22 protein-coding genes are annotated in these 24,197 nt (G+C 45.5%); 8 read left to right on the top strand and 14 right to left on the bottom strand.

The window, feature by feature from the left end:
* The first annotated feature begins 25 nt into the window (after window positions 1–25).
* On the top strand, window positions 26–1,033 hold the full coding sequence (cydB, locus tag R7E00_RS02265) for a cytochrome d ubiquinol oxidase subunit II (protein WP_213970140.1): 1,008 nt from the start codon (window positions 26–28) through the stop codon (window positions 1,031–1,033).
* A 20-nt stretch (window positions 1,034–1,053) separates the two neighbouring features.
* A complete protein-coding gene (locus R7E00_RS02260; RefSeq protein WP_074190543.1) occupies window positions 1,054–1,182 on the top strand; it encodes a DUF2474 domain-containing protein in 129 nt (42 codons plus the stop codon).
* A gap of 70 nt (window positions 1,183–1,252) precedes the next feature.
* Here the strand turns inward: R7E00_RS02260 and R7E00_RS02255 are convergent, their stop codons facing one another.
* From R7E00_RS02255 to R7E00_RS02240, 4 genes are all read right to left on the bottom strand, one after another.
* Window positions 1,253–2,008, bottom strand: a complete 756-nt coding sequence (locus tag R7E00_RS02255) for a PhzF family phenazine biosynthesis protein (protein WP_005382695.1) — start codon at window positions 2,006–2,008, stop codon at window positions 1,253–1,255.
* Window positions 2,009–2,142: 134 nt separating this feature from the next.
* Entirely contained in the window at window positions 2,143–2,247 is a 105-nt protein-coding gene (locus tag R7E00_RS02250; protein ID WP_309474410.1) for a DUF6119 family protein, read from the bottom strand.
* Window positions 2,248–2,432: 185 nt separating this feature from the next.
* The gene (gene hxpB / locus R7E00_RS02245) at window positions 2,433–3,089 is read right to left on the bottom strand and encodes a hexitol phosphatase HxpB (protein ID WP_042523570.1); all 657 of its coding nucleotides are present in this window, start codon (window positions 3,087–3,089) and stop codon (window positions 2,433–2,435) included.
* A 129-nt stretch (window positions 3,090–3,218) separates the two neighbouring features.
* Entirely contained in the window at window positions 3,219–4,100 is an 882-nt protein-coding gene (locus R7E00_RS02240) for a LysR family transcriptional regulator (protein WP_213869871.1), read from the bottom strand.
* 97 nt (window positions 4,101–4,197) lie between these two features.
* Here R7E00_RS02240 and budA point away from each other — a divergent pair, with 97 nt between their 5' ends.
* From budA to R7E00_RS02225, 3 genes are read left to right on the top strand one after another with little or no spacing between them, the layout of a single operon-like run.
* Window positions 4,198–4,983, top strand: coding sequence for an acetolactate decarboxylase (gene budA / locus R7E00_RS02235; protein ID WP_262606339.1), 786 nt, complete (start codon window positions 4,198–4,200; stop codon window positions 4,981–4,983).
* Window positions 4,984–5,012: 29 nt separating this feature from the next.
* Complete coding sequence (gene alsS / locus R7E00_RS02230; protein WP_262606340.1) at window positions 5,013–6,716, top strand: acetolactate synthase AlsS; 1,704 nt, start codon at window positions 5,013–5,015, stop codon at window positions 6,714–6,716.
* Window positions 6,713–7,471, top strand: coding sequence for an SDR family NAD(P)-dependent oxidoreductase (locus R7E00_RS02225; RefSeq protein WP_017820351.1), 759 nt, complete (start codon window positions 6,713–6,715; stop codon window positions 7,469–7,471). The genes alsS and R7E00_RS02225 overlap by 4 nt, the downstream gene beginning before the upstream one ends.
* Window positions 7,472–7,759: 288 nt before the next feature.
* Here the strand turns inward: R7E00_RS02225 and R7E00_RS02220 are convergent, their stop codons facing one another.
* The 9 genes from R7E00_RS02220 to R7E00_RS02180 all read right to left on the bottom strand — a co-directional run bounded on the left by R7E00_RS02220 (window position 7,760) and on the right by R7E00_RS02180 (window position 18,501).
* Window positions 7,760–8,356, bottom strand: coding sequence for a methyltransferase domain-containing protein (locus tag R7E00_RS02220; protein WP_005382731.1), 597 nt, complete (start codon window positions 8,354–8,356; stop codon window positions 7,760–7,762).
* 136 nt (window positions 8,357–8,492) lie between these two features.
* Complete coding sequence (locus R7E00_RS02215; protein ID WP_033906431.1) at window positions 8,493–9,695, bottom strand: phenylacetate--CoA ligase family protein; 1,203 nt, start codon at window positions 9,693–9,695, stop codon at window positions 8,493–8,495.
* Window positions 9,696–9,704: 9 nt separating this feature from the next.
* A complete protein-coding gene (locus R7E00_RS02210; protein WP_213965450.1) occupies window positions 9,705–10,526 on the bottom strand; it encodes an ABC transporter ATP-binding protein in 822 nt (273 codons plus the stop codon).
* 80 nt (window positions 10,527–10,606) lie between these two features.
* The gene (locus tag R7E00_RS02205) at window positions 10,607–11,851 is read right to left on the bottom strand and encodes an ABC transporter substrate-binding protein (protein ID WP_005373285.1); all 1,245 of its coding nucleotides are present in this window, start codon (window positions 11,849–11,851) and stop codon (window positions 10,607–10,609) included.
* 45 nt (window positions 11,852–11,896) lie between these two features.
* Window positions 11,897–12,964 carry a branched-chain amino acid ABC transporter permease gene (locus R7E00_RS02200; protein WP_005382737.1) on the bottom strand — a complete coding sequence of 356 codons (1,068 nt, stop codon included), beginning with the start codon at window positions 12,962–12,964 and terminating at the stop codon, window positions 11,897–11,899.
* 11 nt (window positions 12,965–12,975) lie between these two features.
* Window positions 12,976–13,869, bottom strand: coding sequence for a branched-chain amino acid ABC transporter permease (locus tag R7E00_RS02195; protein ID WP_005373295.1), 894 nt, complete (start codon window positions 13,867–13,869; stop codon window positions 12,976–12,978).
* Window positions 13,869–15,821, bottom strand: coding sequence for a long-chain fatty acid--CoA ligase (locus R7E00_RS02190; RefSeq protein ID WP_005382741.1), 1,953 nt, complete (start codon window positions 15,819–15,821; stop codon window positions 13,869–13,871). Before R7E00_RS02190 ends, R7E00_RS02195 begins: the two co-directional genes overlap by 1 nt.
* Window positions 15,821–16,621, bottom strand: a complete 801-nt coding sequence (locus tag R7E00_RS02185; RefSeq protein WP_005373297.1) for an ABC transporter ATP-binding protein — start codon at window positions 16,619–16,621, stop codon at window positions 15,821–15,823. The genes R7E00_RS02190 and R7E00_RS02185 overlap by 1 nt, the downstream gene beginning before the upstream one ends.
* 242 nt (window positions 16,622–16,863) lie before the next feature.
* Complete coding sequence (locus tag R7E00_RS02180; protein WP_262606341.1) at window positions 16,864–18,501, bottom strand: electron transfer flavoprotein-ubiquinone oxidoreductase; 1,638 nt, start codon at window positions 18,499–18,501, stop codon at window positions 16,864–16,866.
* A 155-nt stretch (window positions 18,502–18,656) separates the two neighbouring features.
* On the opposite strand from R7E00_RS02180, the gene R7E00_RS02175 reads away from it, so the two are divergent.
* The 3 genes from R7E00_RS02175 to R7E00_RS02165 all read left to right on the top strand — a co-directional run bounded on the left by R7E00_RS02175 (window position 18,657) and on the right by R7E00_RS02165 (window position 22,450).
* Window positions 18,657–19,409, top strand: a complete 753-nt coding sequence (locus R7E00_RS02175) for an electron transfer flavoprotein subunit beta/FixA family protein (RefSeq protein ID WP_042523555.1) — start codon at window positions 18,657–18,659, stop codon at window positions 19,407–19,409.
* Window positions 19,406–20,332: an electron transfer flavoprotein subunit alpha/FixB family protein gene (locus R7E00_RS02170; RefSeq protein WP_017820355.1), complete on the top strand. Its 927-nt coding sequence runs from the start codon at window positions 19,406–19,408 to the stop codon at window positions 20,330–20,332. The genes R7E00_RS02175 and R7E00_RS02170 overlap by 4 nt, the downstream gene beginning before the upstream one ends.
* Before the next feature lie 87 nt (window positions 20,333–20,419).
* On the top strand, window positions 20,420–22,450 hold the full coding sequence (locus R7E00_RS02165; protein ID WP_262606342.1) for an acetoacetate--CoA ligase: 2,031 nt from the start codon (window positions 20,420–20,422) through the stop codon (window positions 22,448–22,450).
* Window positions 22,451–22,627: 177 nt separating this feature from the next.
* Here the strand turns inward: R7E00_RS02165 and R7E00_RS02160 are convergent, their stop codons facing one another.
* Complete coding sequence (locus R7E00_RS02160; protein ID WP_262606343.1) at window positions 22,628–24,178, bottom strand: alpha-glucoside-specific PTS transporter subunit IIBC; 1,551 nt, start codon at window positions 24,176–24,178, stop codon at window positions 22,628–22,630.
* Window positions 24,179–24,197 lie beyond the last annotated feature (19 nt).

Raw genomic sequence — 24,197 nt, 5'->3', positions numbered from 1 at the left:
TTGTCACAAAGTGAAGGTAGAAAATATGCATTTTGATTTATCCGTGATTTGGTTCGCGATCATCGTTTTTGCCACTTTGATGTACATCATCATGGATGGCTTCGATTTGGGTATTGGAATACTGATGCCCTTCATCAAGGATGAAAAACAAAAAGACGTCATGGTCAACAGTGTCGCGCCAGTTTGGGATGGCAACGAAACTTGGATTGTGCTTGGAGGCGCATCTCTATTTGGCGCTTTTCCGATGGCTTACGCGGTGATTATTGAAGCGCTAACCATCCCTTTAACGTTGATGTTGATTGCTTTGATCTTTCGTGGCGTAGCGTTTGAGTTTCGCTTTAAAGCATTGGAAAACCACTTAAAGTTCTGGGATCGCTCTTTTATGGTCGGCTCGATTTTAACCACGTTTTTCCAAGGCATCGTTGTTGGCGCGGTAATTCAAGGCTTTGCGGTGGAAAACCGCGTCTTCGTAGGTAGCCAACTAGACTGGCTTACCCCTTTTCCCATCTTTTGCGGTTTGGGTTTAGTCGCAACGTACGCGCTGCTCGGTAGCACATGGCTCATCATGAAGACGGAAGGTGCACTGCAAAACACGATGTACCGCTTCACTAATAAAACACTACTGGCGATGATCTCCGCATTAGTCATTGTGAGCGCTTGGACTCCACTTGCTTACCCTACCATTGCGGAAAGATGGTTTTCTCTGCCGAATTTGTTCTACTTACTGCCCGTACCAGTCATTACTGGACTGGTATGTTTGAAGATTGCTGACTCCGTTAAAAAGCGTAAAGAGCGCAGCCCTTTCGTGATGGCGCTAGTGATCGTGATTCTCGGGTTCGCAGGGCTTGGCATCAGTATCTGGCCAAATATCATTCCTCCTAGCATATCAATATGGGAAGCAGCGGCTCCTGCAAGCAGCCAGCGCTTTATGCTCGTTGGAGCAGCGATCATCATCCCGATCATTCTGGCTTACACCTTTTGGAGTTACTACGTCTTCTCCGGAAAAGTAAAAGAAGGCGAAGCGTACCATTAACGAGTTGATAAGGAGTGAGTATGAAAATCAAAAATTGGTGCCGCCAATGGGCTTGGATGATTGGAATATGGGTCGTTAGCGTCGCTGCATTAGGGTTAGTGTCTATGTTATTTCGCGTCATGATGACCGCTGCAGGGTTAAAATCTTAGCTCGGCACTTTTAAGTCAATAAAAAATGGGGACCTCTAGCTCTTGCGTTAGGAGCTAGAGGCGTTTACATTCAAGTCCGACTTTTCACGTGTGCAGACAATACGATCGTAGATTCTGAACCACGAGCCACTTCAAAATAACCACCAGCACGAGATAGCTGACGAGCCGTCAATTTTTCTTTGCCCAGCTTTTCAAACCAATAAGGCGCTAATGAGCACTGAGCCGAGCCTGTGGCAAGATCTTCTGAAATACCGATTTTAGGTGCAAAGTAACGCAGCACATAGCCACTATCAGAGCTTTGAGCCGTCACGATGACCGCATGAAACTCATCAATTTTAATCAGCTCATCAAAGTTAGGTTGATAGCGAACAACATCATCTTCGGATTCGAGAACAACAACCAAATCACGCGTTGTAAAAGCATCTACGGGGTCATTGGAAAAGCCTGAAATACCCAAGGGGATGGCATGAGGCTTGGCTTGCCAACTTGGCATCACGATCCTGTACATTCCATCCAGTCCAGTAACGGTAATATGGCCATACTGGCTTTTTAGAATGATCTCATTCTGATGATAGTTGGAAATGATTGCAGCGCCTGCGCCCAAACTTCCGTGTCCACATAGGTTGATCTCTCCTTCTAGGCTAAACCAGCGAATGTGGTAGTCACTGCCAGACTGAACCATAAATGATGTGACAGGTTGAGCGACCTGATGAGTGATTTGAAGTAATTCAGAATCACTCAGCCAGTGATTTAGTTCGACAACGCCACAAGGGTTACCTTTAGCCAATTCATCACAAAATACATCATATATTTGCGCTTTAATCATCCATCATCCTTGCTGTTTAACGCCGCATTAAGTTGTAAACAACGCTATCACTAACCCGAAACCACTACACTGCAAAAACGAAACCTAAAAATGACAAGCCTCGGGAGTTCCTCTTAAATGCTTTGTTAGTCTTTTTATGCATCTATCTTGGCTAGTTCAACCGTAAAACCCATGTTTTGTAACCGTCTACTGTGATGACGCAGGTTTACTTTTGAAAAAAAATGGCAAGTGCACTTCACCTTTCTTCTTGTTTCTTAGGGTTGATTATATCGGCCTCTTCGTAGCCTTCTTTGATCAAATATGCAACGACATTAAGCTTCATTTCATCCCTCACCACTCCTACACATAAGCAACTAACATCTCATCAAAGCTCTCTATATGGTATGACATCTGTCATAAATATTACTAATCGTAATGAATAGCTTTATCCTATTAAATCCACTAAATGGCTTTCATTAAACTCTGATAGCTTTTGCAGCTTTAGACTGGCTTCATTAAACTCTTGGTAGAACTTATCAGGTTGAGGTATCACGACTGTTTTTATGTTTGCTCGTGTTGCCGCAAGCATGCCCGAATAAGAGTCTTCAAAGGCAATACAGTTACTTGAATCTACACCTAGTTTATTGATTGTTGAAAGGTAGACATCTGGCTCTGGCTTACCCTGCTCTACATCGTCTGACGATGATATCGCGTCAAAGTAACTGGCAATACCGAGTTTGTTCAAAATGATGGGAATGAGTTGATAAGGTGAATTAGTAGACAACCCTATCTTAAGCCCTTTTTCCTTAAGCAATTTGAGTGTTTCTGTAACACCCTCTAATTCGCATCCTTTTTCAATTATTAATGCCTCCACTTTATCCACAACAGCATTCTCTACTTCCTCTAGGCTCTTTTCTTGCCAAGGATTACGTTCATACCAAAACCTTGTTACTTCACCTGTCGTCATAGTTGCAGTCTGCTTTGACAGCACTTCGGTCACTTGGACACCAACTGATGAAAACACCAGCTTTTCCGCTTCCTTCCACAAAGGTTCTGAATCAATCAGCAACCCGTCCATATCAAAGACCGCAGCGTATATCATTGGTACATCCTCAGTAAGTTCTATTCGTGGAGTAAGATTTGTCTATTCAACCAAAGCATAGCTTTGCATATAACGAGTGAGAGTATCACATTTGCCTGTGGCTATCAGAGCCAGTTCGATGACTCATCTTTAAGCCTCAACATGACCGATGTTCGTGGCTACTTTTAACGCTTGTTTATTGAGATTAGACGCCTCCCAAGCAACGACAACACGACTGGTTAGGGGGATATCATCAATCTCGGCGACTGTCGCGGAATCATCGAGATGTTCAGCCAGTGAGCGCGGAACGAGAGCGATACCTAACCCAGCCTGCGCCATGGCAATCGTCGTACGAAGTTGCGGTGCTGCGAACTGTGGTTCGAGCCTTACTCCTGCGTCGGCAAAAAGTGTGCTCATGCCATCAAACAATGCGGGGCCCGTCTCTCGTGGAAACAGTAAAATTTTATGGCCTCTCAACTGTTTCATCTGGATACAGGGATATTTTGCCAGTTCGTGCCCCGCCGGAATCACCGCGACAAACGGGTCGTTAAACAACACCTTGTGCTCAAAAGGCTCACTGGCGTAACAGGGTAGCCGCATGATTGCGAGATCAAGTTGTTTGCTTTTTAACTGAGTGGCAAGCTCTGGCATTGATAGTTCCGCCGTCTGTAAATGAACCCCATTCTCTTGAATACGCCCAATCCTCTCCAATACCTTAATGCAGGTTGATGTTGACGTCGCGAACCCAATTTTAACCTGCGTATTTTCACCACGGGCAATCTGTCGGGCTTTTGCTTTAGCGCGTTCCACATCAGCAAGAATATTTACCGCATCCGTATAAAAGACTTGCCCTGCATGGGTCAGTTCTACTCCTCTAGACAAGCGCTTAAATAAGTCCACGCCAAGCTCGTGCTCTAGCTTTTTGATTTGTTGACTCAAAGGAGGTTGCGCAATCCCTAACTGTTCAGCTGCTCGGGTAAAGTGACGAGTCTCGGCGACCGCGACAAAATACTTCAGGTAGCGAAATTCCATATATTTTCCATATCAAAATAAATCTTTTTTATATTGGATTTAGCACCGTGTAGAAGTCAATCTAAATATACTCTTCATTGCATAACTGGTCTTACTCATGCGTGGATTTTATAACCCTCTATGTGCTTGTTCGCTTGAAGTAGCGAAAGAATTTTCTGAATACCATCACGTTACCGGAGATGGTGAGATTTATCAGACTTCGTTAATGAGTGCTTTGATCGCTGGTGTTTACGAAGGCTCAACAACCATAGAAGAACTGCTGAAACATGGGGATTTTGGTTTAGGTACGTTCAATGAATTGGATGGTGAGTTGATTGCGTTTGATAAGGAAGTTTTTCAACTCAAGTCGGATGGCTCCGCAAACCCGGCAGACCTGGCGCAAAAAACGCCCTTTGCTGTCATGACTTTTTTTAAGCCTGATATCGAGCTGCCACTGACATCGCGCATGTCACGTCATGAAGTCCATAGCATCATAGACGAGATGGTTCCAAGCGATAACCTATTTTGCGCAGTGCGCATTGATGGCGTTTTCGATTCAGTTCGTACTCGCACCGTACCTAAACAAACACGCCCTTATCGGCCAATGCTTGAAGTGGTCAAAGAACAACCAACGTTCCGCTTCACGCATAAGCAAGGCGTGGTCGCCGGCTTTCGCAGTCCTAAATATACGACTGGCATCAATGTGCCCGGCTATCACGAACACTTTATTACCGATGACCGCCAAGGAGGTGGTCATATTCAGGATTACAGCATTTCGTCAGGGTTCCTCCAGATTGGCAAAGTCTCGCGGCTAGTGATTGATACCCCAGTATCGACAGACTTTCTCAGCGCCAATTTGGCTCCGGAAGATATAATTACCGCCATAGAAAAGGCGGAAAAGTAACAAAGTCAGGCAAATAATAAGGACAACAAATGCAATCCAAACCTTCAAATAAAAATGGATCTCAGTTGATCGCTCAACAGCTAGAGTCTCTCGGCATTAAGTACATATTCGGTATTCCCGGTGCAAAAATCGATCGACTGTTCGATGCGATTGAAGACACTAACATCCAAATGATTCCTGTACGTCACGAGGCTAACGGCGCATTTATGGCGGGCGTTATGGGAAGACTAACCGGCAAAGCAGGCGTCACCATGGTTACGTCAGGCCCTGGCTGTGGAAATCTAGTTACGGGGGTGGCAACAGCAAACTCCGAAGGCGATCCGCTGATTGCTATCGGTGGCGCGGTGAAACGAACTGACCAGCAAAAACAAACACACCAGAGCATGGATACCGTCAGTATTTTTCGCTCTATAACTAAGTTCAGTGCTGAAGTGCAGCATGTGGACGCCGCAAGCGAGATCATGGCGAACGCATTTCGTATCGCAGAGTCAGGTCGTCCTGGGGCTTGCTTTTTGAGTCTCCCCCAAGATGTTTTATCCGAGCAAACCCAAACGGACATTATTGTCCCCTCGCCTTACACACAGCCTGGTTGCGCAGACATCGCAGCAATCGAAGAAGCGGTCAGTCGAATCAGTAAAGCAAAGCGCTGTGTGGTTTTACTTGGCCTTCACGCGAGCCGCAGTAAAAACGCTGCTGCTATCGCCCGATTTCTTCAAAATACGCAGCTACCCGTTGTCGGCACTTACCAAGCCGCCGGCACGGTAGACATCAATTACTATCATCACTTTGCTGGGCGTGTCGGTTTGTTTAATAACCAACCTGGCGATGTTTTACTGCGGGACGCCGATTTAATTCTCACCATCGGCTTTAGCCCAATAGAGTATGACCCTGAGCTTTGGAACAGCCACCGCAATCCAGTGATTCACCTCGATATTGAACCGGCAGAATACCAACTTAATTATCAGCCTTGTGTTGAAATCGTCGGAAACATTGCGCAGTCATTAGACAAGATGGGCAGCTATATCTCTGAATATGCCCGCCTTTCCCCAACGGCACTTTCAGTACTGGAAGAGGTAGCACTGCAACGGCAAGTGATCAAAACCTATCCCAATGTCTATCACAAGCAAGGATTTCATCCACTGGCACTGATTAAAGCCATGCAATCTATCATCACACCAGATACCACGCTATGTCTTGATATGGGGAGCTTCCACATCTGGATCGCTCGTTACTTAAGTTGTTTTCGAGCTCGCCAAATGCTGGTGTCTAACGGCCAACAAACAATGGGCGTTGCACTACCATGGGCCATTGGTGCCAGCCTACTAAAACCTGGTAGCAAAGTGGTATCGATATCAGGAGACGGCGGTTTTATGCAATCGAGCATGGAGTTAGAAACCGCGGTTAGACTGAACTGTAATATCGTCCATATTGTGTGGGTTGATAACGCCTACAACATGGTAGAAATGCAAGAGATCAACAAATATCAGCGCTACTCTGGTGTGAAATTTGGACCAATTGATTTCAAGGCGTACGCCGAATCATTTGGCGCGAAAGGCTTCGCAGTGACTAGTCAACACGAATTGCTACCGACATTGAATAAAGCCATGGACGTTGAAGGACCAGCAGTGGTGGCTATCCCCGTAGATTACAGCGACAACGACAAACTGATGTTGCCGCGCACAGAGAAAAATCAAGATCCCGTTTTTGTAAGTTTCGAAGGAGAAATCGCATGAGAGGATTAAAAAATAAAGTCGCACTCGTCACTGGTTCTGCCAATGGTATTGGTTTGGCCATCGCAAAACGTTTGTATGAAGAAGGCGCAAACGTCGCTCTTGCCGATTGGAATGAAGAGCAATTGGCAAACGCCGTTGAGGGCTTTGATAAACAGCGTGTGTCTGCGCATTCTATTGATGTTTCTGACCCAGAAAAAGTCGCAGCACTGATTTCTGATGTTGTTACCCGTTTCGGTAAACTGGATATTTTAGTAAACAATGCTGGCGTACATGTCCCTGGTTCCGTGATTGAAGGTAGTGTGGAAGACTGGAAGAAGATCTCTGGTGTAAACATTGATGGTGTTGTTTATTGCGCGAAGTTTGCTTTGCCTGAACTCTTAAAAACGAAAGGTTGTATGGTAAATACCGCGTCCGTTTCCGGTTTGGGTGGTGACTGGGGTGCCGCATTCTATTGCGCGAGTAAAGGCGCAGTGGTGAACCTTACCCGAGCGATGGCATTGGACCATGGTGCGGATGGGGTAAGAATTAACGCCGTATGCCCAAGTTTAGTAAAAACCAACATGACAAACGGCTGGCCGCAGGACATCCGCGATAAATTCAATGAGCGCATTGCGCTTGGCCGAGCAGCCGAACCTGAAGAAATTGCGTCTGTCGTGACTTTCTTGGCAAGTGATGACGCATCTTTCATTAATGGCGTAAACCTACCTGTAGACGGCGGTGCCACCGCATCAGATGGTCAACCTAAAATAGTATAAGCATGAAATAGACAGATCAGTGAGAGACGTTCTACTACCTTTCGGATCGATGCTGATCTGTCGCTTTACGCTCTGAGCACACAACCCGTGCCGGCAATAAACTCAACCACTCGACCGCTGTTAGAGATATCTCAACAACTTAAACCAGCAACGAGAAATTAATGTTTCACACAAACCGACAAACTATGTGAGCATTCCATCAGGCATAGAGTGAAGACTTATGTATCAGCGATTCACAAAGAACCAGACAGTTTCCGCGAATACTTTCTAAAGAAGTCTCAGTGACGACTAACGTTTCTGCCACACCATCCATTGCTCTCTGCCTTTAAAAACCTCAACACTGTTTGCCACCACTGAGGACTTCACAAGTTCAAACGTGGGCTCTAGAAAAGATGCCAACTCCCCACTTCGCAAACAAAATGGAGGAAAGCGTGATAGGTAATTATCATCAATGACGAAAAAACCAATTAGAAAACCTCCGCTTGGCAATAATTTATCCACCATCGAAAAGTATTCTGACCACATATCTCTCGGTAGTGCTGCGAGAAAGGCCCGCTCGTAAATGACATCAAACGAGTGAGAAAAATCGGCATTAAATACATCACCCAATACGACTTTATCTTTGTAGTTACCTAACGTTGATTGCGCCATTTTTACCGCTTCTTGGCTGTAATCCATCGCGATCACGTCATGCCCATATTGAATAAAAGTGCTCAGTTCATAAGCGGCACCACACCCAGGAATAAACACTGACTGGCCTACATGAAGTGAATTGTCGAGATAGTCCTTGAGTTCTTGAGGTGTCGATTGGGCATCCCAAGGCATAGTGCCTCGGATAAACAAATCATCCCAGAATTGTGTGTTAATCATTGGTGCCTGTTTCATTTACCCGCTCCCTGATTGCGGTAGTAAAAAATAAAGGGATACGCAGCGCAATGTGGTATCCCTTTTCTAGCCTTTTGTCTGACGTTGTTAGTTTTTTATGACAACCACTTTCTACTGCACTTATGCCACCAATGAGTTAACTGCGAAGATCATTGATTAACGGCTGCTCCGCTTGGTTCGGTACAAACTGGACATTGCCTTTCAGTTTAGTGACAGACTGGAGTGTTGCTTGAATGTCCTCTGCTGATACATGCACATCATGACAACAGAAAGTAATGGCATCGTTGAAGCCATCGCGCTCAATTTTCAAGGAGCCTTTAATATCGTGGCGACGACAGACTTCTTGGATCTGATGCGGATAAACAAACAGCCCTTTTACTTTCACCGCGGAGTCTGCTCGTCCCATCCAGCCCTTAATTCGTGCATTCGTGCGTGAAGAATCAGAACTTGTCTCTAGGTATGCCGATAAATCTCCCGTTGCGTAGCGAATCAGCGGGAACTTCTCATCGAGCGACGTTACAACGACTTCACCGACTTCTCCCGGTTGTACAGGAACACCATCAGGATCAACGATTTCAACAATAATATCTTCGGCAATCACTAATCCTTGTTCACCAGACACTTGATAAGCAATCAAACCAAGCTCTGCACTTGCGTAGGCTTGAAAGACTGCAATGCCTTTTTCCTCAAACATCTGTTCCATGTCTGCTGTAACCGCTTCACCAGAGACCAGAGCTTTCTCAAAGCTAGGCAGCTCATTGTATTTCTCTTGATACTTTTGTAGCAACGTCAGCAAATACGAAGGTGTACCAGTGTAACCATTAGGTTGAAGCTGTTTAATTGCCTCTATTTGCGCTTCGGTATTGCCTACTCCAGCCGGAAATACCGCACAGCCACAAGCCCTTGCGCCACCATCCATAATAAATCCGCCAGGAGAGAAATGGTAAGAGAGCGTGTTATGCACTAAATCACCCGCACAGAACCCAGCTGCGTGAAACGCGCGCCCCATACGCCAGAAATCGGCCTCATCCGTTTGAGCCTCATATAAAGGCCCAGGAGACTGAAAAACACGTGCCATTTGACCAATGGCAACGCTATTTAAGCCACCAAACGGCGGTTTAAGTTGCTGCTGATTAGGTACATTGAACTTACGTGTAATCGGGAACTGAGCAAGCCCTTCACGATTGTTTGCCAATGTAGGATCTAACTCAGAAAAATGCGCTGCGTAATGTTCGCTATTGGCTTTCGAATTTTCAATCAGCGCTGGCAAACGTTGAAACAGCGACTCTTCTCGCGCCTGTAGAGACAACGATTCTTTCGCATCAAATAGTTCGTTCATCCTTGCTCCTTACAACCAACGCTTACGACGTTTGTAAGATTTCAGATTCTTAAAGCTCTTGCGATCTTCATCGCCGCCGCCAAGGTAGAATTCTTTTACGTCTTCATTGTTTAGCAATTCGTGCTTGCTGCCATCCAGTACGATTTTGCCTGATTCCATGATGTAACCGTAATCGGCCGCTTGAAGAGCGAAGTTGGCATTCTGTTCAACCAAAAGCATGGTAATACCTTGCTCTTTGTTGATCTTGTTAATAATGCTGAATACTTCTTTAACTAGCAGCGGAGAAAGCCCCATAGACGGTTCGTCCAACAAAATCATCTTCGGTCGAGCCATTAACGCTCGGCCAATCGCTAACATTTGTTGCTCACCGCCAGACAAATAGCCCGCCAGGCCAGTGCGCTCTTTGAGTCGCGGGAAATAGTCAAACACCATTTCGATGTCTTGTTCAACTTCGCTGTCAGTGCGTGTATAAGCGCCTAAGCGAAGATTTTCTATTACCGTCATATCTTCAACAATTCGGCGCCCTTCCATAACTTGGAAGATGCCCGAACGGACGATCTCTTCCGGGCTTTTGTTGTCTATACGCTCGCCCATGAAGTTGATTTCGCCGCGCGTCACTTCACCATCTTCGGTTTTCAATAAACCAGAAATGGCTTTCAACGTTGTGGATTTACCCGCACCGTTGGCGCCCAGTAAGGTCACAATCTGCCCTTTTGGAACTTCTAAACTCACACCGCGAAGTACTAGTATTACTTCGTCGTAGACGACTTCAATGTTGTTCACTGAAAGCAGTATTTCTGCCGGTTCGATATTCGTTGCTAATTCAGCCATCAAGCTACTCCTTGCTAGGGTGAGAGTGTTCTCTCACCCATCCTTATTTTCAGTAAGCTTTGTTATTAATAAGTCGTAGATTAGTAACCTAGCCAATCGTCACGACGTGACAATGTCACCTGAGATACTTTCTTAATATCAACTGCGCCGCCATCGTTGTTGCCCATAAAGACGTTCACGGTTGTTGTGCCTCGGTGATCTTCCGGTTTCCAGTTCGCAGGGACACAAACACCTTCTAAGCCTTGTGGTACCCAGTTGTCATGGACATACATGCCCTTCTTGATGTTTTCACCTGTGATACCACCGTTGTCTTTCGCCCACTCCATTGCTTCTTTCATATAGAACGCAGAACAAATACCGCGAATGTAATGGTGAGTTCTGAATTCGCCCGGCTCTGATTCAGACTGCTTAGAAATCTCACGGACCAGTTTCATGCCTTCATTATCATCTCCCCAAAACGCTGTCATACCTGGGAAAACGTAATCTTTAAGGCCATCGCCTGCTGCTTCAAGCACTGGCTTATCGCCGCCCCAAATGTTTGCCATGTACTGGAACTCTGTCCCAACCGTGTTACAAGACTTCACTAGTGAGATAACCGAGCTACCGATATTAGCAATGTAACCGTAGTTGGTGCCTGACTCTTTCAGCGACAAACATTGCGCTTTGAAGTCCCCTGGTTTTAGTGACACAACGACTGGGTTTTGCACATCAAAACCAAGTTCTTTGGCGTACTCTGCACACGCTTCTTTTGGCGCATTCGGGAATGGATGGTTATCGCCAATGTGCGTAAATTTCGGCGCACCTTGATTGCCCTTAGATTCCCAATCTTCTTTCGCCCACTTAACTAGCGCACGGCACGCATCTGAGTACGACGCACCATAAAAGAAATTATAAGGCGCTGGTTTCGCGGTTTTTGGGTTTTTGCCAGTTGGGTCAGTTAAGTGACCAGAGTAAGAAGCAGAGAACACCGGCACTTTGTCTTTGGTGACAAACGAAATAAGTGCTTCGGTATCCGCCGTACCCCAACCTTGCAGCGCAACCATGTCTTTACGCGCAACCCAACGTTTATAGTTAGAAATCGCCACTGGTACTTTGTACGCCATGTCTACTGTTTCAAATTCGAGCTCGGTACCGTTAATGCCACCGTTTTGGTTAATCCAACGCAATGCGTCTCGCACGCCAGAACCATAAGGCTTGCTCACATAGGCAGTTGGTCCAGAAAAGTCGACTAATTGCCCGACAAACACAGAGTCTTTTGCCCAAGTTGCGGTAGTAAACAGTGCAGATGACAGCACCAACGTTGTCGCTAAATGTCCTTTGTTCATAACTCGTTGTCCTTGTTATTGAGGTATATTCCACTTAATTCCACGTTAATATGAGAACGGATAGTGTTTCCAATATGCTCGAATCTGTTGCCAGCGATGCGATAATCCTTGAGGTTCGAAAATGAGGAACAGCATGATGACTAAACCAATCGCCATCTCTTTGAAGTAAGCCAGACCATCAGTGAAAGCGGTGGTATCACCAAACGCTGAAAGCCCCGTTACGCCAAACTCCAAAACTTCAGGCAGCAATACGATAAATATCGTCCCCATCAATGTGCCTTTGACTGAACCCAAGCCACCAATGATGATCATTGCCAAGAACTGGATAGACATCATGATGGTGAAGCCTTCTGCTGATACAAACCCTAGATAATGTCCGTAGAGTGCCCCCCCGATGCCTGCATAGAATGCACACACTCCAAATGAGAGCAGACGATACTTGGTTAGGTTGATACCCATGATCTCTGCTGACAAATAGTGATCTCGTACTGAGACAAACGCGCGACCGTCACGAGAACGGATTAAGTTTGATGCCCACATATACATGAAGATCAGCGCAAACAGAGCGATGTAGAAGAAGCTTTCGTCAGTCGTAAACTCAAAGCCAAACAAATTAATTGGGTTCGCGCTTGCACCGTATGAGCCGCCACTGAACCAATCTGCGCGAGCAAAGAAGTCCTCTAAAATAAACTGCGCCGCCAACGTTGCGATGGCTAGATATAAACCTTTAATTCGAGCCGCTGGCAGACCAAACAGCATCCCCACAATCATGGTTAAGTAACCCGCAAGCGGAATCGCAAACACGACTGGAATGTTAAACTGGTTATTTAGCCAAGCCGATGCAAAGGCGCCAAAGCCAAAGAACGCGCCGTGACCTAGCGAGATTTGTCCGGTAAAACCAACCAGAATGTTTAAGCCCAATGCCGCGATACCGAGGTATGCAATCTGAATAAACAGGTTTAGGAAGTAAATATCCAAGACCAGCGGTGCTGCCAGCATGGCGATGACACCAGCAATCGCAAGGCTTCTGATGGTTTTGGTTTCAAAAATTGGCGTATCGCTTTTGTATGTGGTTCGAAAATCCCCACATGGGCGCATGCTAAGTTGAGCCATGTTATTTCTCCTTAAATACGCTCAATATCTTTGGTACCAAACAGGCCATATGGCTTGAAGGCAAGAATGATTAACAGCACATAGAATGGTGCGATGTTGTACAGGTTACCCACTTGCAGGTATTGGCTATCAAAAAACTCAGCCAAGTTTTCTAGCACCCCGATGGTGATACCACCGACAATTGCGCCGACTACCGAATCTAAGCCACCTAAAATAACGGCTGGGAAAACTTTGATACCAATAATGGATAGCGCGTCAGATACGCCGTTAACGATACCGATAACAATCCCTGCTGTTGCAGATACCATTGCCGAAATGGCCCAACTGATGGCGAACACTTTCTTGATGGAAATGCCAAGACTCTGGGCTACTTGCTGGTTGAATGCCGTTGCGCGCATTGCCAGACCCATTTTGCTGAATTTGAAGAACCAGTAGAACGCGCCCATGATGAGCATTGAGAAGATCAAGCTCAGAATGTAAGCAAACTCAACATTCAAACCTCCGATATTCACCACGTTGGTTTCGAACACTTGCGGGTACGACACAGCCGAGACACCGAATATCCACTTCATCAGCGCTTGGAAAAACATCGATAGACCAATGGTCACCATGATCACAGAGATAATCGGTTCACCAATCAACGGTCTGAGCACAATGGTTTGCACGGCGATACCAAAAATCATCATGAACGCGAGCGTGAGTAAAAAGCCAATAAAAAACGGTAACTGTAGGTGCACCAATGCCGCCCAACATACCCACGCGCCAATCAACAAAAACTCACCCTGAGCAAAGTTGACCACCTGGGTCGATTTGTAAATCAATACAAAGCACATGGCGACAACGCCATACAACATGCCAACGATCACGCCATTAATGACGAGTTGCAGTAATAAATCCGTATTCACTATGCGATCCTCCGTTGTTCGCTATCCACTAGTGTTGGCTCATGCTCAATAAGCGTTTCAATAACTAGCGACGTTTGAATGCGTGTTTTGGTGCCATCTTGATAAGTGATCACTGTATCGACATCGACTTTTGGATCGTCGCTGTAGATGGTTTCGATGATGTCTCCGTATTTCTCTGCAACCACACCACGGCGTACTTTACGTGTGCGAGTTAGCTCTCCATCGTCGGCATCCAACTCTTTGTAAAGTAGAATGAATTTGCTGATCTTCTGTGCATCCGGTAGGGATTCGTTCACTTTTTGAACTTCTTCACGAATCGCTTGGTACACTTCTGGTTGAGCAGATAAGTTGGTGTAGTTGGTAAATGCCAAGCCGCGTTGCTCTGCCCACTTCGCGACGATCGCATAGCGAATACAGATAATGGCAGACAGCCAAGGTCGACCTTTACCTACCACCACGGCTTCTGCAATAAACGGCGAGAACTTGAGTTTGTTTTCGATAAACTGTGGCGAATAACGGTCGCCATGGCTGGTTTCCGACATATCTTTCAGACGATCAATCACGACCAAGTGACCGGAATCTTTAAAATAGCCCGCATCGCCTGTGTGCATCCAACCATCTTGAACATCTTCATCATATGCTGCTTGGTTGTTTAAGTAGCCAGTAAACATGCCTGTACTTTTCGCGATGATTTCACCAACGCCATTGCTGTCTGGGTTGATGACTTTCACTTCTGCATTATCAAACGCAACACCAACGGAATCGTAATCCACATCATCCGCTTGGTGCACGGTGTATGCGCCACACATTTCGGTCTGACCATAAAGCTGCTTAAGTGGCACACCAATAGCTTGTAGGTAACGGAAAGTGTCAGGCCCCATCGCCGCGCCGCCCGTTGCAGCAGATGTTAGGTTCGAAAAGCCTAAACGGTCTCGCAAAGCACGCAAAAGAATCCATTCGGCGAGTTTAGAACGTTTGCCCTGCTCTAACGCTTTGTTGGCTAAGCTCATGCCCAGTTTGTACATCTTTTGCTTAAACGGTGTCGAATCCATCATTCGTGCAGACACGTCTGCCACAATGTTTTCCCACACACGTGGCGCTAACAGCACAAAGTTTGGACCGATTTCACGCAAGTCGGACATCATGGTTTCTTGTTCTTCCACAAAGTTAACGATTTGACGAGAAATCAACGCCTGACCAACCACGTAAACCTGCTCCATAATCCAAGGCAAAGGCAGAACAGAAACGTAGTTGTCGCCTGGGGAACGAGGGTCTGCACGCAAGTAAGCCGCACAGTGATCCAAGAACGTGCCACTGTGTAGCTGAGCCAATTTTGGTTTAGAAGTCGTACCCGACGTAGTACAAAGAATTGAAAGATCGCTGCCTTTGGTTTCAACAACCATATTGAGATATTTGTCTGGGTCCGCTTTATCAATCAGCTGACCTTTTTTGTAGACCTGTTCAACATCAATTAATCTTGGATCATCGTATTTACGCATTCCACGAGGATCGCAGTAAATAATGTATTCAACGCTAGGAATTTCATCACCAAGCTCAAGCAGCTTGTCGCATTGCTCTTCATCTTCGGCAATCACGACTTTTGCTTTGGCATAGTTGATAAGGTACGCCACCTCTTCGTGCATAGAATCTTGATAGATGCCCAGCGAGAAACCTTTGATCGCATGTGCCGCTAACTCGCCCCATACCCATTCAGGACGGTTATCACCTAGCAAACCAACGACATCTTGCTCACCAATACCTAAATCTTGTAGTGCCAGTGCCATCCACTTGACGCGGTTTTCATAATCCTTCCAAGTGAACTCTCGCCATATACCAAACTCCTTTTCACGCATTGCGACTTGCTCGGGCCAGTTCTTGGCATTGTGTTGCAACACTTTTGGAAAGGTATCTAAGCGGGTTATATCTGCCCAATCATTATGTTGCTGTGCCATTATGCACTCTCCTCTAATGTCGGTAGCTCTTCGCCTAAGTACGCTTGTTTCACATGTGGGTTGGCCATCACTTCTTCAGGCTCACCTGTAGCAATGTGTTTCCCGAAATCCAAAACCAAAACGCGATTAGAGATGTCCATGACCACGCCCATGTCGTGCTCAATCATGATGATCGTGATATCTAATTCTTCATTCAGATCCATGATGTAACGTGCCATGTCTTCCTTTTCTTCCAAGTTCATACCTGCCATTGGTTCATCAAGCAGCAGTAACTTAGGTTTTAAGGCAATGGCACGAGCAAGCTCTACACGCTTACGTAAGCCGTAAGATAGGGTGCCTGCAGTCGCTTTTCGGATGTGCTGGATTTCTAGAAAATCGATCACGTCTTCCACATATTTGCGGTGCGCCATCTCTTCTTTCTGCGCATTAGAGAACCAATAGAGTGGCCCCGTGACGAAGTTATTTTTCAGTAGGTGGTGTCGGCCAACCATGATGTTGTCCAGTACCGACATATGAGAAAAGAGCGCTAAGTTTTGGAAGGTTCTTCCCAGCCCTAACTCAGCTCGTTGGCTTGGTGTACGTTTAGTTACGTCATCTCCAGCGAAGATTACAGAGCCTTTGTTTGGTGTGTATCGACCAGAGATGCAATTGAGCATTGAGGTTTTACCTGCACCGTTTGGGCCAATGATTGAAAAAATTTCCTTTTCATTCACATGGAAGCTCACGTCAGTTAAAGCTTTCACCCCACCAAAAGCCAATGAAATATCGTTTACCTGCAACAGAGGCGATTCCGATACCATAGTTGATCTCCCTTTCGTTATTTTAAGTGCGTTCCATTGAGCACTATTTGATCAAACCTAACTTTGATACTGGTAACCGCTTTTACACCTATGCATCAACTTTGTATTCAGTTTACGTAAACGTCAATTTAAAATCAGAATAGTGCCTGAAAGATTAAGTTGCAATCGAGTTCATCGAGAAAGATTTGAACTAACGCAAACTTTAAGTAAATAAATTGTTAATAAAAATTATTCTCAAACGCTTACATATTTGGATAGTTCGGACCACCACCACCTTCTGGCGGAGTCCAGGTAATATTTTGACTTGGATCTTTGATGTCGCAGGTCTTACAGTGGATACAGTTGGCCGCATTTATTTGCAGCTCTGGCTGCTGCTCCCCCTGTACGATTTCATACACGCCAGCCGGACAATAGCGCTGTGCTGGCTCTGCATATAATTCAAGGTTCTGCTCAATAGGGATCCGCTGGTTCTCCAGTCGTAAGTGGCATGGTTGATCTTCCTCATGGAAGATATTGGATAGATAAACGGAAGAGAGGCGATCGAAACTTAACACGCCATCAGGCTTCGGATAGACAATTTCATTGCTGTTTTCCGCCAATAACAGAGACTGATGATCAGGCTTATCACAGCGGATATGCCACTTAGCTTTACCTTTTAACACGTTATGTTCCAGCAGCGCTAAACCACCGCCCAGCCACGATCCAAAGCGGTGGATTCCACTTGAGAAGTTACGTGCTTGATAAAGCTCTTCATACAGCCAAGACTGTTTGAAATGCTTTTGATAATCAGCAGTAACTGACTGACTCTCAAGGGCTTCACATACTGCTTCAGCGGCAAGCATTCCAGATTTTATTGCGGTGTGTGTGCCTTTGATTTTAGCGCCGTTAAGTGTTCCTGCATCACAGCCAATTAACAAGCCACCAGCAAACTGCTGCGTGGGAAGCGAATGAAAGCCGCCCTTGGTAATCGCTCTCGCGCCATAGCTAATACGCTTCCCATTTTTGAGGTATTGCTCAATCAACGGGTGGTGTTTAAAACGTTGAAACTCATCAAATGGACTCAAGTGCGGATTCTTATAATTCAAGTCAATAATCAACCCGACGGCAACTTGGTTTCCCTCTAAATGGTAGAGATAACTGCCACCTGTAGCTTCATTTGATAACGGCCAACCTAATCCGTGCACTACTAAACCTGGCTGATGCTGCTCTGATGGGATTTCCCACAGCTCTTTAAAACCGATAGCGTAATGTTGAGGCGTTTTCTCTTCAGCAAGATTAAATCGGTTAATCAACTGCTTACCAATATGCCCCCGTGCGCCTTCAGCAAATAAAGTAAACTTCGCTCGCAGTTCAATACCAGGTTCGAAATTTCCTTTTTGTTCACCATTTTTATCTAATCCCATATCGCCCGTGATCACGCCACAAACACGACTATCTTCATCGATGATCGCTTGACTGGCGGTAAAACCTGGGTAGACCTCCACCCCCAAGTTCTCAGCCTGCAACGCCATCCATCGGCATAGACTGCCCAAACTTATGATGTAATTACCTTTGTTATGTAACGTATTAGGCACCGCCCAAGAAGGCAGTTCATGACCATTGATGTCATTGCCTAGATAGTAGGTTTTATCTTGGTTTACTTTGGTATTGAGCGGAGCGCCTTTCTCTTCCCAGTCGGGAAAAAGCTCATCCAAACTCCGCGTTTCAAACACCGCACCCGATAAAATATGCGCTCCAACTTCAGAACCTTTTTCTACCACGCAAACAGAGAGGTCTTGTTTTTTTTCTGCTGCTAATTGTTTGATTCGGCATGCCGCAGACAAACCTGCGGGACCAGCGCCTACAATCAGAACATCAAATTCCATGCAGTCTCTTTCCATGATTGCATTCCTTTTTCTTTGCATGTTGCCAACTTGTTAATCAACAATATATTTAAAGTTGACGCAAACGTAAAGGTAAATTAACATCATTTTAAAGACGTCATCACATCGTCTTCACTGTAAACACATAGTCTTCACTGTAAAAGGAATCTAACGTGAAAATACTAGTGCCAATCAAAAGGGTCATTGATCCCTACGTTAAAGTTCGCGTGAAAGCGGACCATAGCGATGTTGAAACCAATAACGTCAAGATGACGATTAATCCATTTTGCGAAATAGCCGTTGAAGAAGCCGTACGACTAAAGGAGCAAGGTATTGCAGATGAAGTCATCGTTGTCAGTGCTGGCGGTAGCCAGTGTCAGGAGCAACTACGTACCGCGCTTGCATTAGGCGCCGATCGCGCTATTCATGTCGATACTGAAGACAAAATAGAGCCATTAGTTGTTGCTAAGCTGCTCAAAGCTCTAGTTGAGCAAGAACAAGCACAGCTTGTGATTACGGGTAAACAATCCATTGATACGGACAACAACCAAGTGGCTCAGATGCTGGCCGCCCTACTTGACTGGCCTCAAGCAACTTTCGCTTCCGACGTGAAGATTGAAGATCAAAAAGTTCAGGTCGTGAGAGAAGTGGACGGCGGCTTGATGACGGTCGCGATGAACTTACCTGCGGTGATCAGTACTGACTTACGCCTGAATGAACCGCGTTTTGCCTCTTTGCCTAATATCATGAAAGCTAAGCGCAAGCCGTTAGATACCATCACACCTGACAGTCTGGGTGTTGAAGTGGTATTTAGCCAAACCATTCAAGAAATCACACCGCCAGCGCAAAGAAAAGGTGGCATCAAGGTTGAATCTGTCTCAGAGCTTCTCGATAAGCTGCGTAACGAAGCGAAGGTGATTTCATGAAGAACTTAATCATAGCAGAGCATGACAATAACCAATTGCATGCGGACACACTCAAAGTGGTTAATGCAGCAAAACAAGTCAGCCAAGACAATGTTTTGATCGTAGTGGGCCACCAGTGTGAAGAAGTCGCTCAGCAAGCTTGTCGCGTTGATGGTATATCAAACGTAATTTGTGTCGATGATGAGCAACTTAAGCATCAATTTGCCGAGAGTATCGCACCTATTGTAGTGAGTATTGCTGAAGGTTTTGACGCAATCTGGGCTAGCTCATCATCAAAAGGGAAAGACCTTGCACCTCGAGTAGCAGCGAAGTTCGGCGTTGGGCAAATTTCCGATATTGTCCAAGTTATCGATGAAAACACTTTTATCCGCCCTATTTACGCAGGAAACGCATTTGCCAAAGTGACCACCAGCGACAAGGTTCGCGTCATTACCGTGCGCGCGTCTGCGTTTGAGCCGGTTACTTGTCACAACCAAGCTGATATTAAGCATCAGCAGGTCACTATCTCAGCTCCAATGGTTGAATTGGTTTCTGTCGATAAAACCGTGTCAGAACGTCCTGAATTAAGCGCGGCAGAGGTGGTTGTGTCAGGTGGACGCGGGGTCGGTAGCAAAGAGAACTTCGCGTTGATCGAGCAAGTGGCCGATAAACTAGGTGCTGCCATTGGCGCTTCTCGCGCGGCGGTTGATGCCGGGTTTGTTGCCAACGACTTACAAGTGGGTCAAACCGGTAAAATCGTTGCACCTAAGCTTTATATAGCGGTTGGGATTTCCGGTGCCATCCAGCATCTTGCAGGAATGAAGGAATCCAAAGTGATTGTCGCGATCAACAAAGATCCAGAATCTCCTATCTTTGAAGTTGCCGACTATGGATTGGTTGGTGATTTATTTGAGGTACTACCTCAGCTTGCCGAACAACTTTAAACGATCAGATAAGGGGCGAACACTGCTATGTTCGCCCCTTTATTTTGTTTTTGGTCATATTCAAAAGAATTGAAATTAGAGGGACCTATGCCAAATTCTGCACCTATTTGGTCACCATCTGCTGAGCGCGTCAGCAATAGCAACTTATTACGGTTCATTGAAAAGGTTAATAAAGACAAAGCCGAAGGTGCCGTAATCAACAATTACCCGTCTCTACACCATTGGTCCATTGAGCACAATGATGAATTTTGGCGACATATTTGGCAGTTTTGCAACGTAATCGGAGATATGGGTTCGCAAATCAAGAGCCTTGGCAGTCCCAAATGGACACAAACAGGTTCTAGTCATCACCATGTAAATAGAGACACAGTATGGTTTGCTGACGCCACGCTGAACTACGCAGAGAACCTCCTATCTCAGGCTGAACAAGCACCAGAGCGTGAGTTTATTGTTTTTAGCAATGAAAGCGGTGAACACCGACAACTCACCGGTAAACAGTTGCTTGAACAAGTTTCCGCCATTCAACAATGGCTACTCAATTGTGGTGTCGGTAAAGGCGATGTCGTTGCGGGTTATTTGCCCTACCTTCCTGAAACCGTTATTGCCATGCTGGCCACCACCAGTCTTGGTGCCATTTGGACTTCAACCTCTCCTGATTTTGGTATCGATAGCGTCGTAGAGCGTTTTGGTCAGGTCAAACCGAAAGTTCTTTTTTGCTGTGATGGCTACCAGTTCGGAGGCAAAGCTTTCGATATGACGGACAAGAACACCACTCTTAGTAGTAAGTTAAGCAGTGCCTCCGAAGAGACTACTATTAGCGTATGCCAAATCGAATATTTACAAAACGCTGAAAGTGCTAGCACTTCTGAGTTTGTTTCTTGGTCCGATATTACTCACCACTTTTCTCCACAATCAATTCAATATCAACCAACGCTGTTTAATGACCCGTTATTCATTTTGTATTCTTCTGGTACAACAGGTCAACCTAAGTGTATTGTCCATTCCGCAGGCGGTACCTTGCTCAATCACCTCAAAGAACATCAACTGCATTGCGACATCAAATCGCAAGACAAGGTTTTCTACTACACAACATGTGGTTGGATGATGTGGAACTGGCATGTTTCCGCTCTTGCGAGTGGAGCAACCTTAGTGATTTACGACGGTAGTCCGGTTTATCCTGATCACTCCGTCTTATGGCGATTAGTAGAAGAACATAACGTGTCGCTGTTTGGTACTTCAGCGAAATACTTAGAGGCACTGGAGCATGCGAACTGCTCTCCAAAACTAGAACATAACTTGAAGTCACTCAAAACTCTGTGCTCAACTGGTTCGGTGCTTTACCCAGAACAATTTAATTATGTCTATCAGCACATCAAGCAGGACTTGCATCTCGCTTCTATCGCTGGCGGCACAGATATTTGCGGATGCTTTGTACTTGGAAACCCTATTTCACCAGTTTACACAGGTGAATGCCAAGGCGCAGGGCTGGGAATCGACGCACGTGTTCTAGAGGATGGTGGACATACTATTACGCAAAAACGCGGCGAACTGACTTGTAATAACTCGCTACCTAACTTCCCTATTGGTTTCTGGCACGACAACGGCGAACGTTATCACAACGCTTATTGGAGCAAGTTTACCGATATCTGGCACCATGGCGACGATGTGATGCAAACCGAACATGGCGGCTTTATTTTTTATGGCCGTAGTGACGCAACCTTAAATCCAGGCGGCGTACGAATCGGTACCGCTGAAATCTACCAACAAGTGAACGCGTTACCCGAGGTTGAAGACTCCATCGCTGTCGGCAAGTTAAACCAGCAGTCTGAAGAAATCTGGTTACTAGTAAAACTCGCTCACAACGTCGAGTTAACCCAACAACTCACCGATTCAATTCGCCAAACATTGAAAACAAAATGTTCACCGCGCCATGTCCCACGACAAATTTTTGCTATCAGTGATATTCCTAAAACGCGCTCAGGCAAATTGGTTGAGCTAGCAGTGAAACAAGTGGTAAACGGACAAGCTGTAAAAAACATTGGTGCTATTGCTAACCCAGAAGTGCTGGAAGAAATTAAAACGCTTTTCAACATAGAAAGTGGCGCCACTGTCACTTAGAGACTCAACAAGTCTTCCAACAATACAGACGGGTATAACCTAACTGTATTTTAGCTCGCTCGATAACTCCTCCCCACTTTCGTGGAAACTGAGCGAAATATGCTTCATGTACACAAAAAAGGTGAGATAATTCTATCTCACCTTTGAGCCATATGAGCTGGAGCATTAGTTTGGGGGTTAAGCTTTTATCAGTTGGCTCATATCTTCGCGAACTTGTGGCACCGTTAAACCAACGATGATTTGAAGGCTCTCTTGATTTCTAACAATATTCACCGCTCCGTGCTGTGTGAAAAATGCGTTCTCCTTTACAAGAGAGACATCTTTAACTTTAACACGCAGACGCGTCGCGCAATTAGTTAACAATTCAATGTTTTCTTTTCCACCCAAACCTTCAATAAAGGCACTAGCTTGTGACGGACTTGCGCTACTGTTATGGACCGCTTTCGCTTCTTTGTAGTCAGCTTTGGAATACAACTTACTATCTGCACCTTCACGTCCCGGAGTAAGTATGTTGTATTTTAAAATAAGCGCGCGAAACGTAACAAAGTAGACACCAGTAAACATGAGACCAATAATAATCTGAATCACGTATGTTCCTGCATGGTTACCAGCCAAAGGCAACCAGTTTTGGAAAATGAAGTCTATCAAGCCAGTCTGAAAGTTACCGGAAACACCAAATATAAAGGCGATCGTTGCCATTGTCGCAGATAACAACGCATGCAAAGCAAACAGCGCAGGTGCGATAAATAAGAATGTAAACTCTATTGGTTCGGTGATCCCTGTAAGAATTGCTGTGATTGCGGCTCCGAGCACTAACCCCATCACCATCTTTTTATTTTCTTTTTTCGCAACTGAATAGAGTGCTAGTGCGATACCCGTACAACCAAACACTTTACCCATTCCCGTCAACATCAAACCACCCTGAGGAAATTGTGTCGTTAAACTTTCCGAGCTCTGGGCGAATGTCTGTATATTTTGAATCCAATAGGCAACCGTTCCGCCATCGACTGCAACTGGCCCATAAAAAACGGGACCATATACGAAATGATGCAACCCCGTTGGTATCATGATTCGCTCTAAAAACGTAAATAGCCATACCCCTAACGATCCAGCAGAAACCAAAAATGATTGCAGATTGTTAATACCATGCTGAATACTTGGCCAAGTCAAACAAGTTAGAATTGCCATCACGACCATAATGGGGAAACTAATGATCACAACCAATGGCGTTCCGCCAAATACAGCCGCCCAATCCGGTAGCTTTTTATCAAAGAATCGGTTGTGAACCCAAACAGAGAGACTTGCAATTAAAATGGCACCTAGCAAGTTGGTATCAAGCGTTAGAATGCCACCAACTTCAGTCAAACCTCGCTCACCTTCCGTATAGTTCACGCCCAGTTCTGGTCCCCAAAATTGAAGGATTCCACCAATAACGTAGTTAAACGTAATGTAGGAAACGAGTGTTGCAAGTACAGCGCGACCAGATGCTTTTTTAGCTAAAGCGATAGGTAACCCAACGGCAAAAATAAGTGCCATATTTTTAAATACAGCGAGAGATGCCTGTAAAATGATCGTCGAGACTTTAACCCAAGCACTCCCCTCTAGTGCCCAAGGAAACACTTCTTGATTTAACAGCACAACAGAGAAACCCAATAACATGCCCGCTGCTGGAAATAATAGAACGGGAACAAACATCGCGGCCCCGAACCTTTGAATAATGTCTTTCATATAAACCTCTTGTTTCATT

The organism is Vibrio sp. Vb1755 (assembly GCF_033338635.1).
GTDB lineage: Bacteria > Pseudomonadota > Gammaproteobacteria > Enterobacterales > Vibrionaceae > Vibrio > Vibrio alginolyticus.
This window is presented reverse-complemented; position numbering and strand designations above follow the sequence as displayed.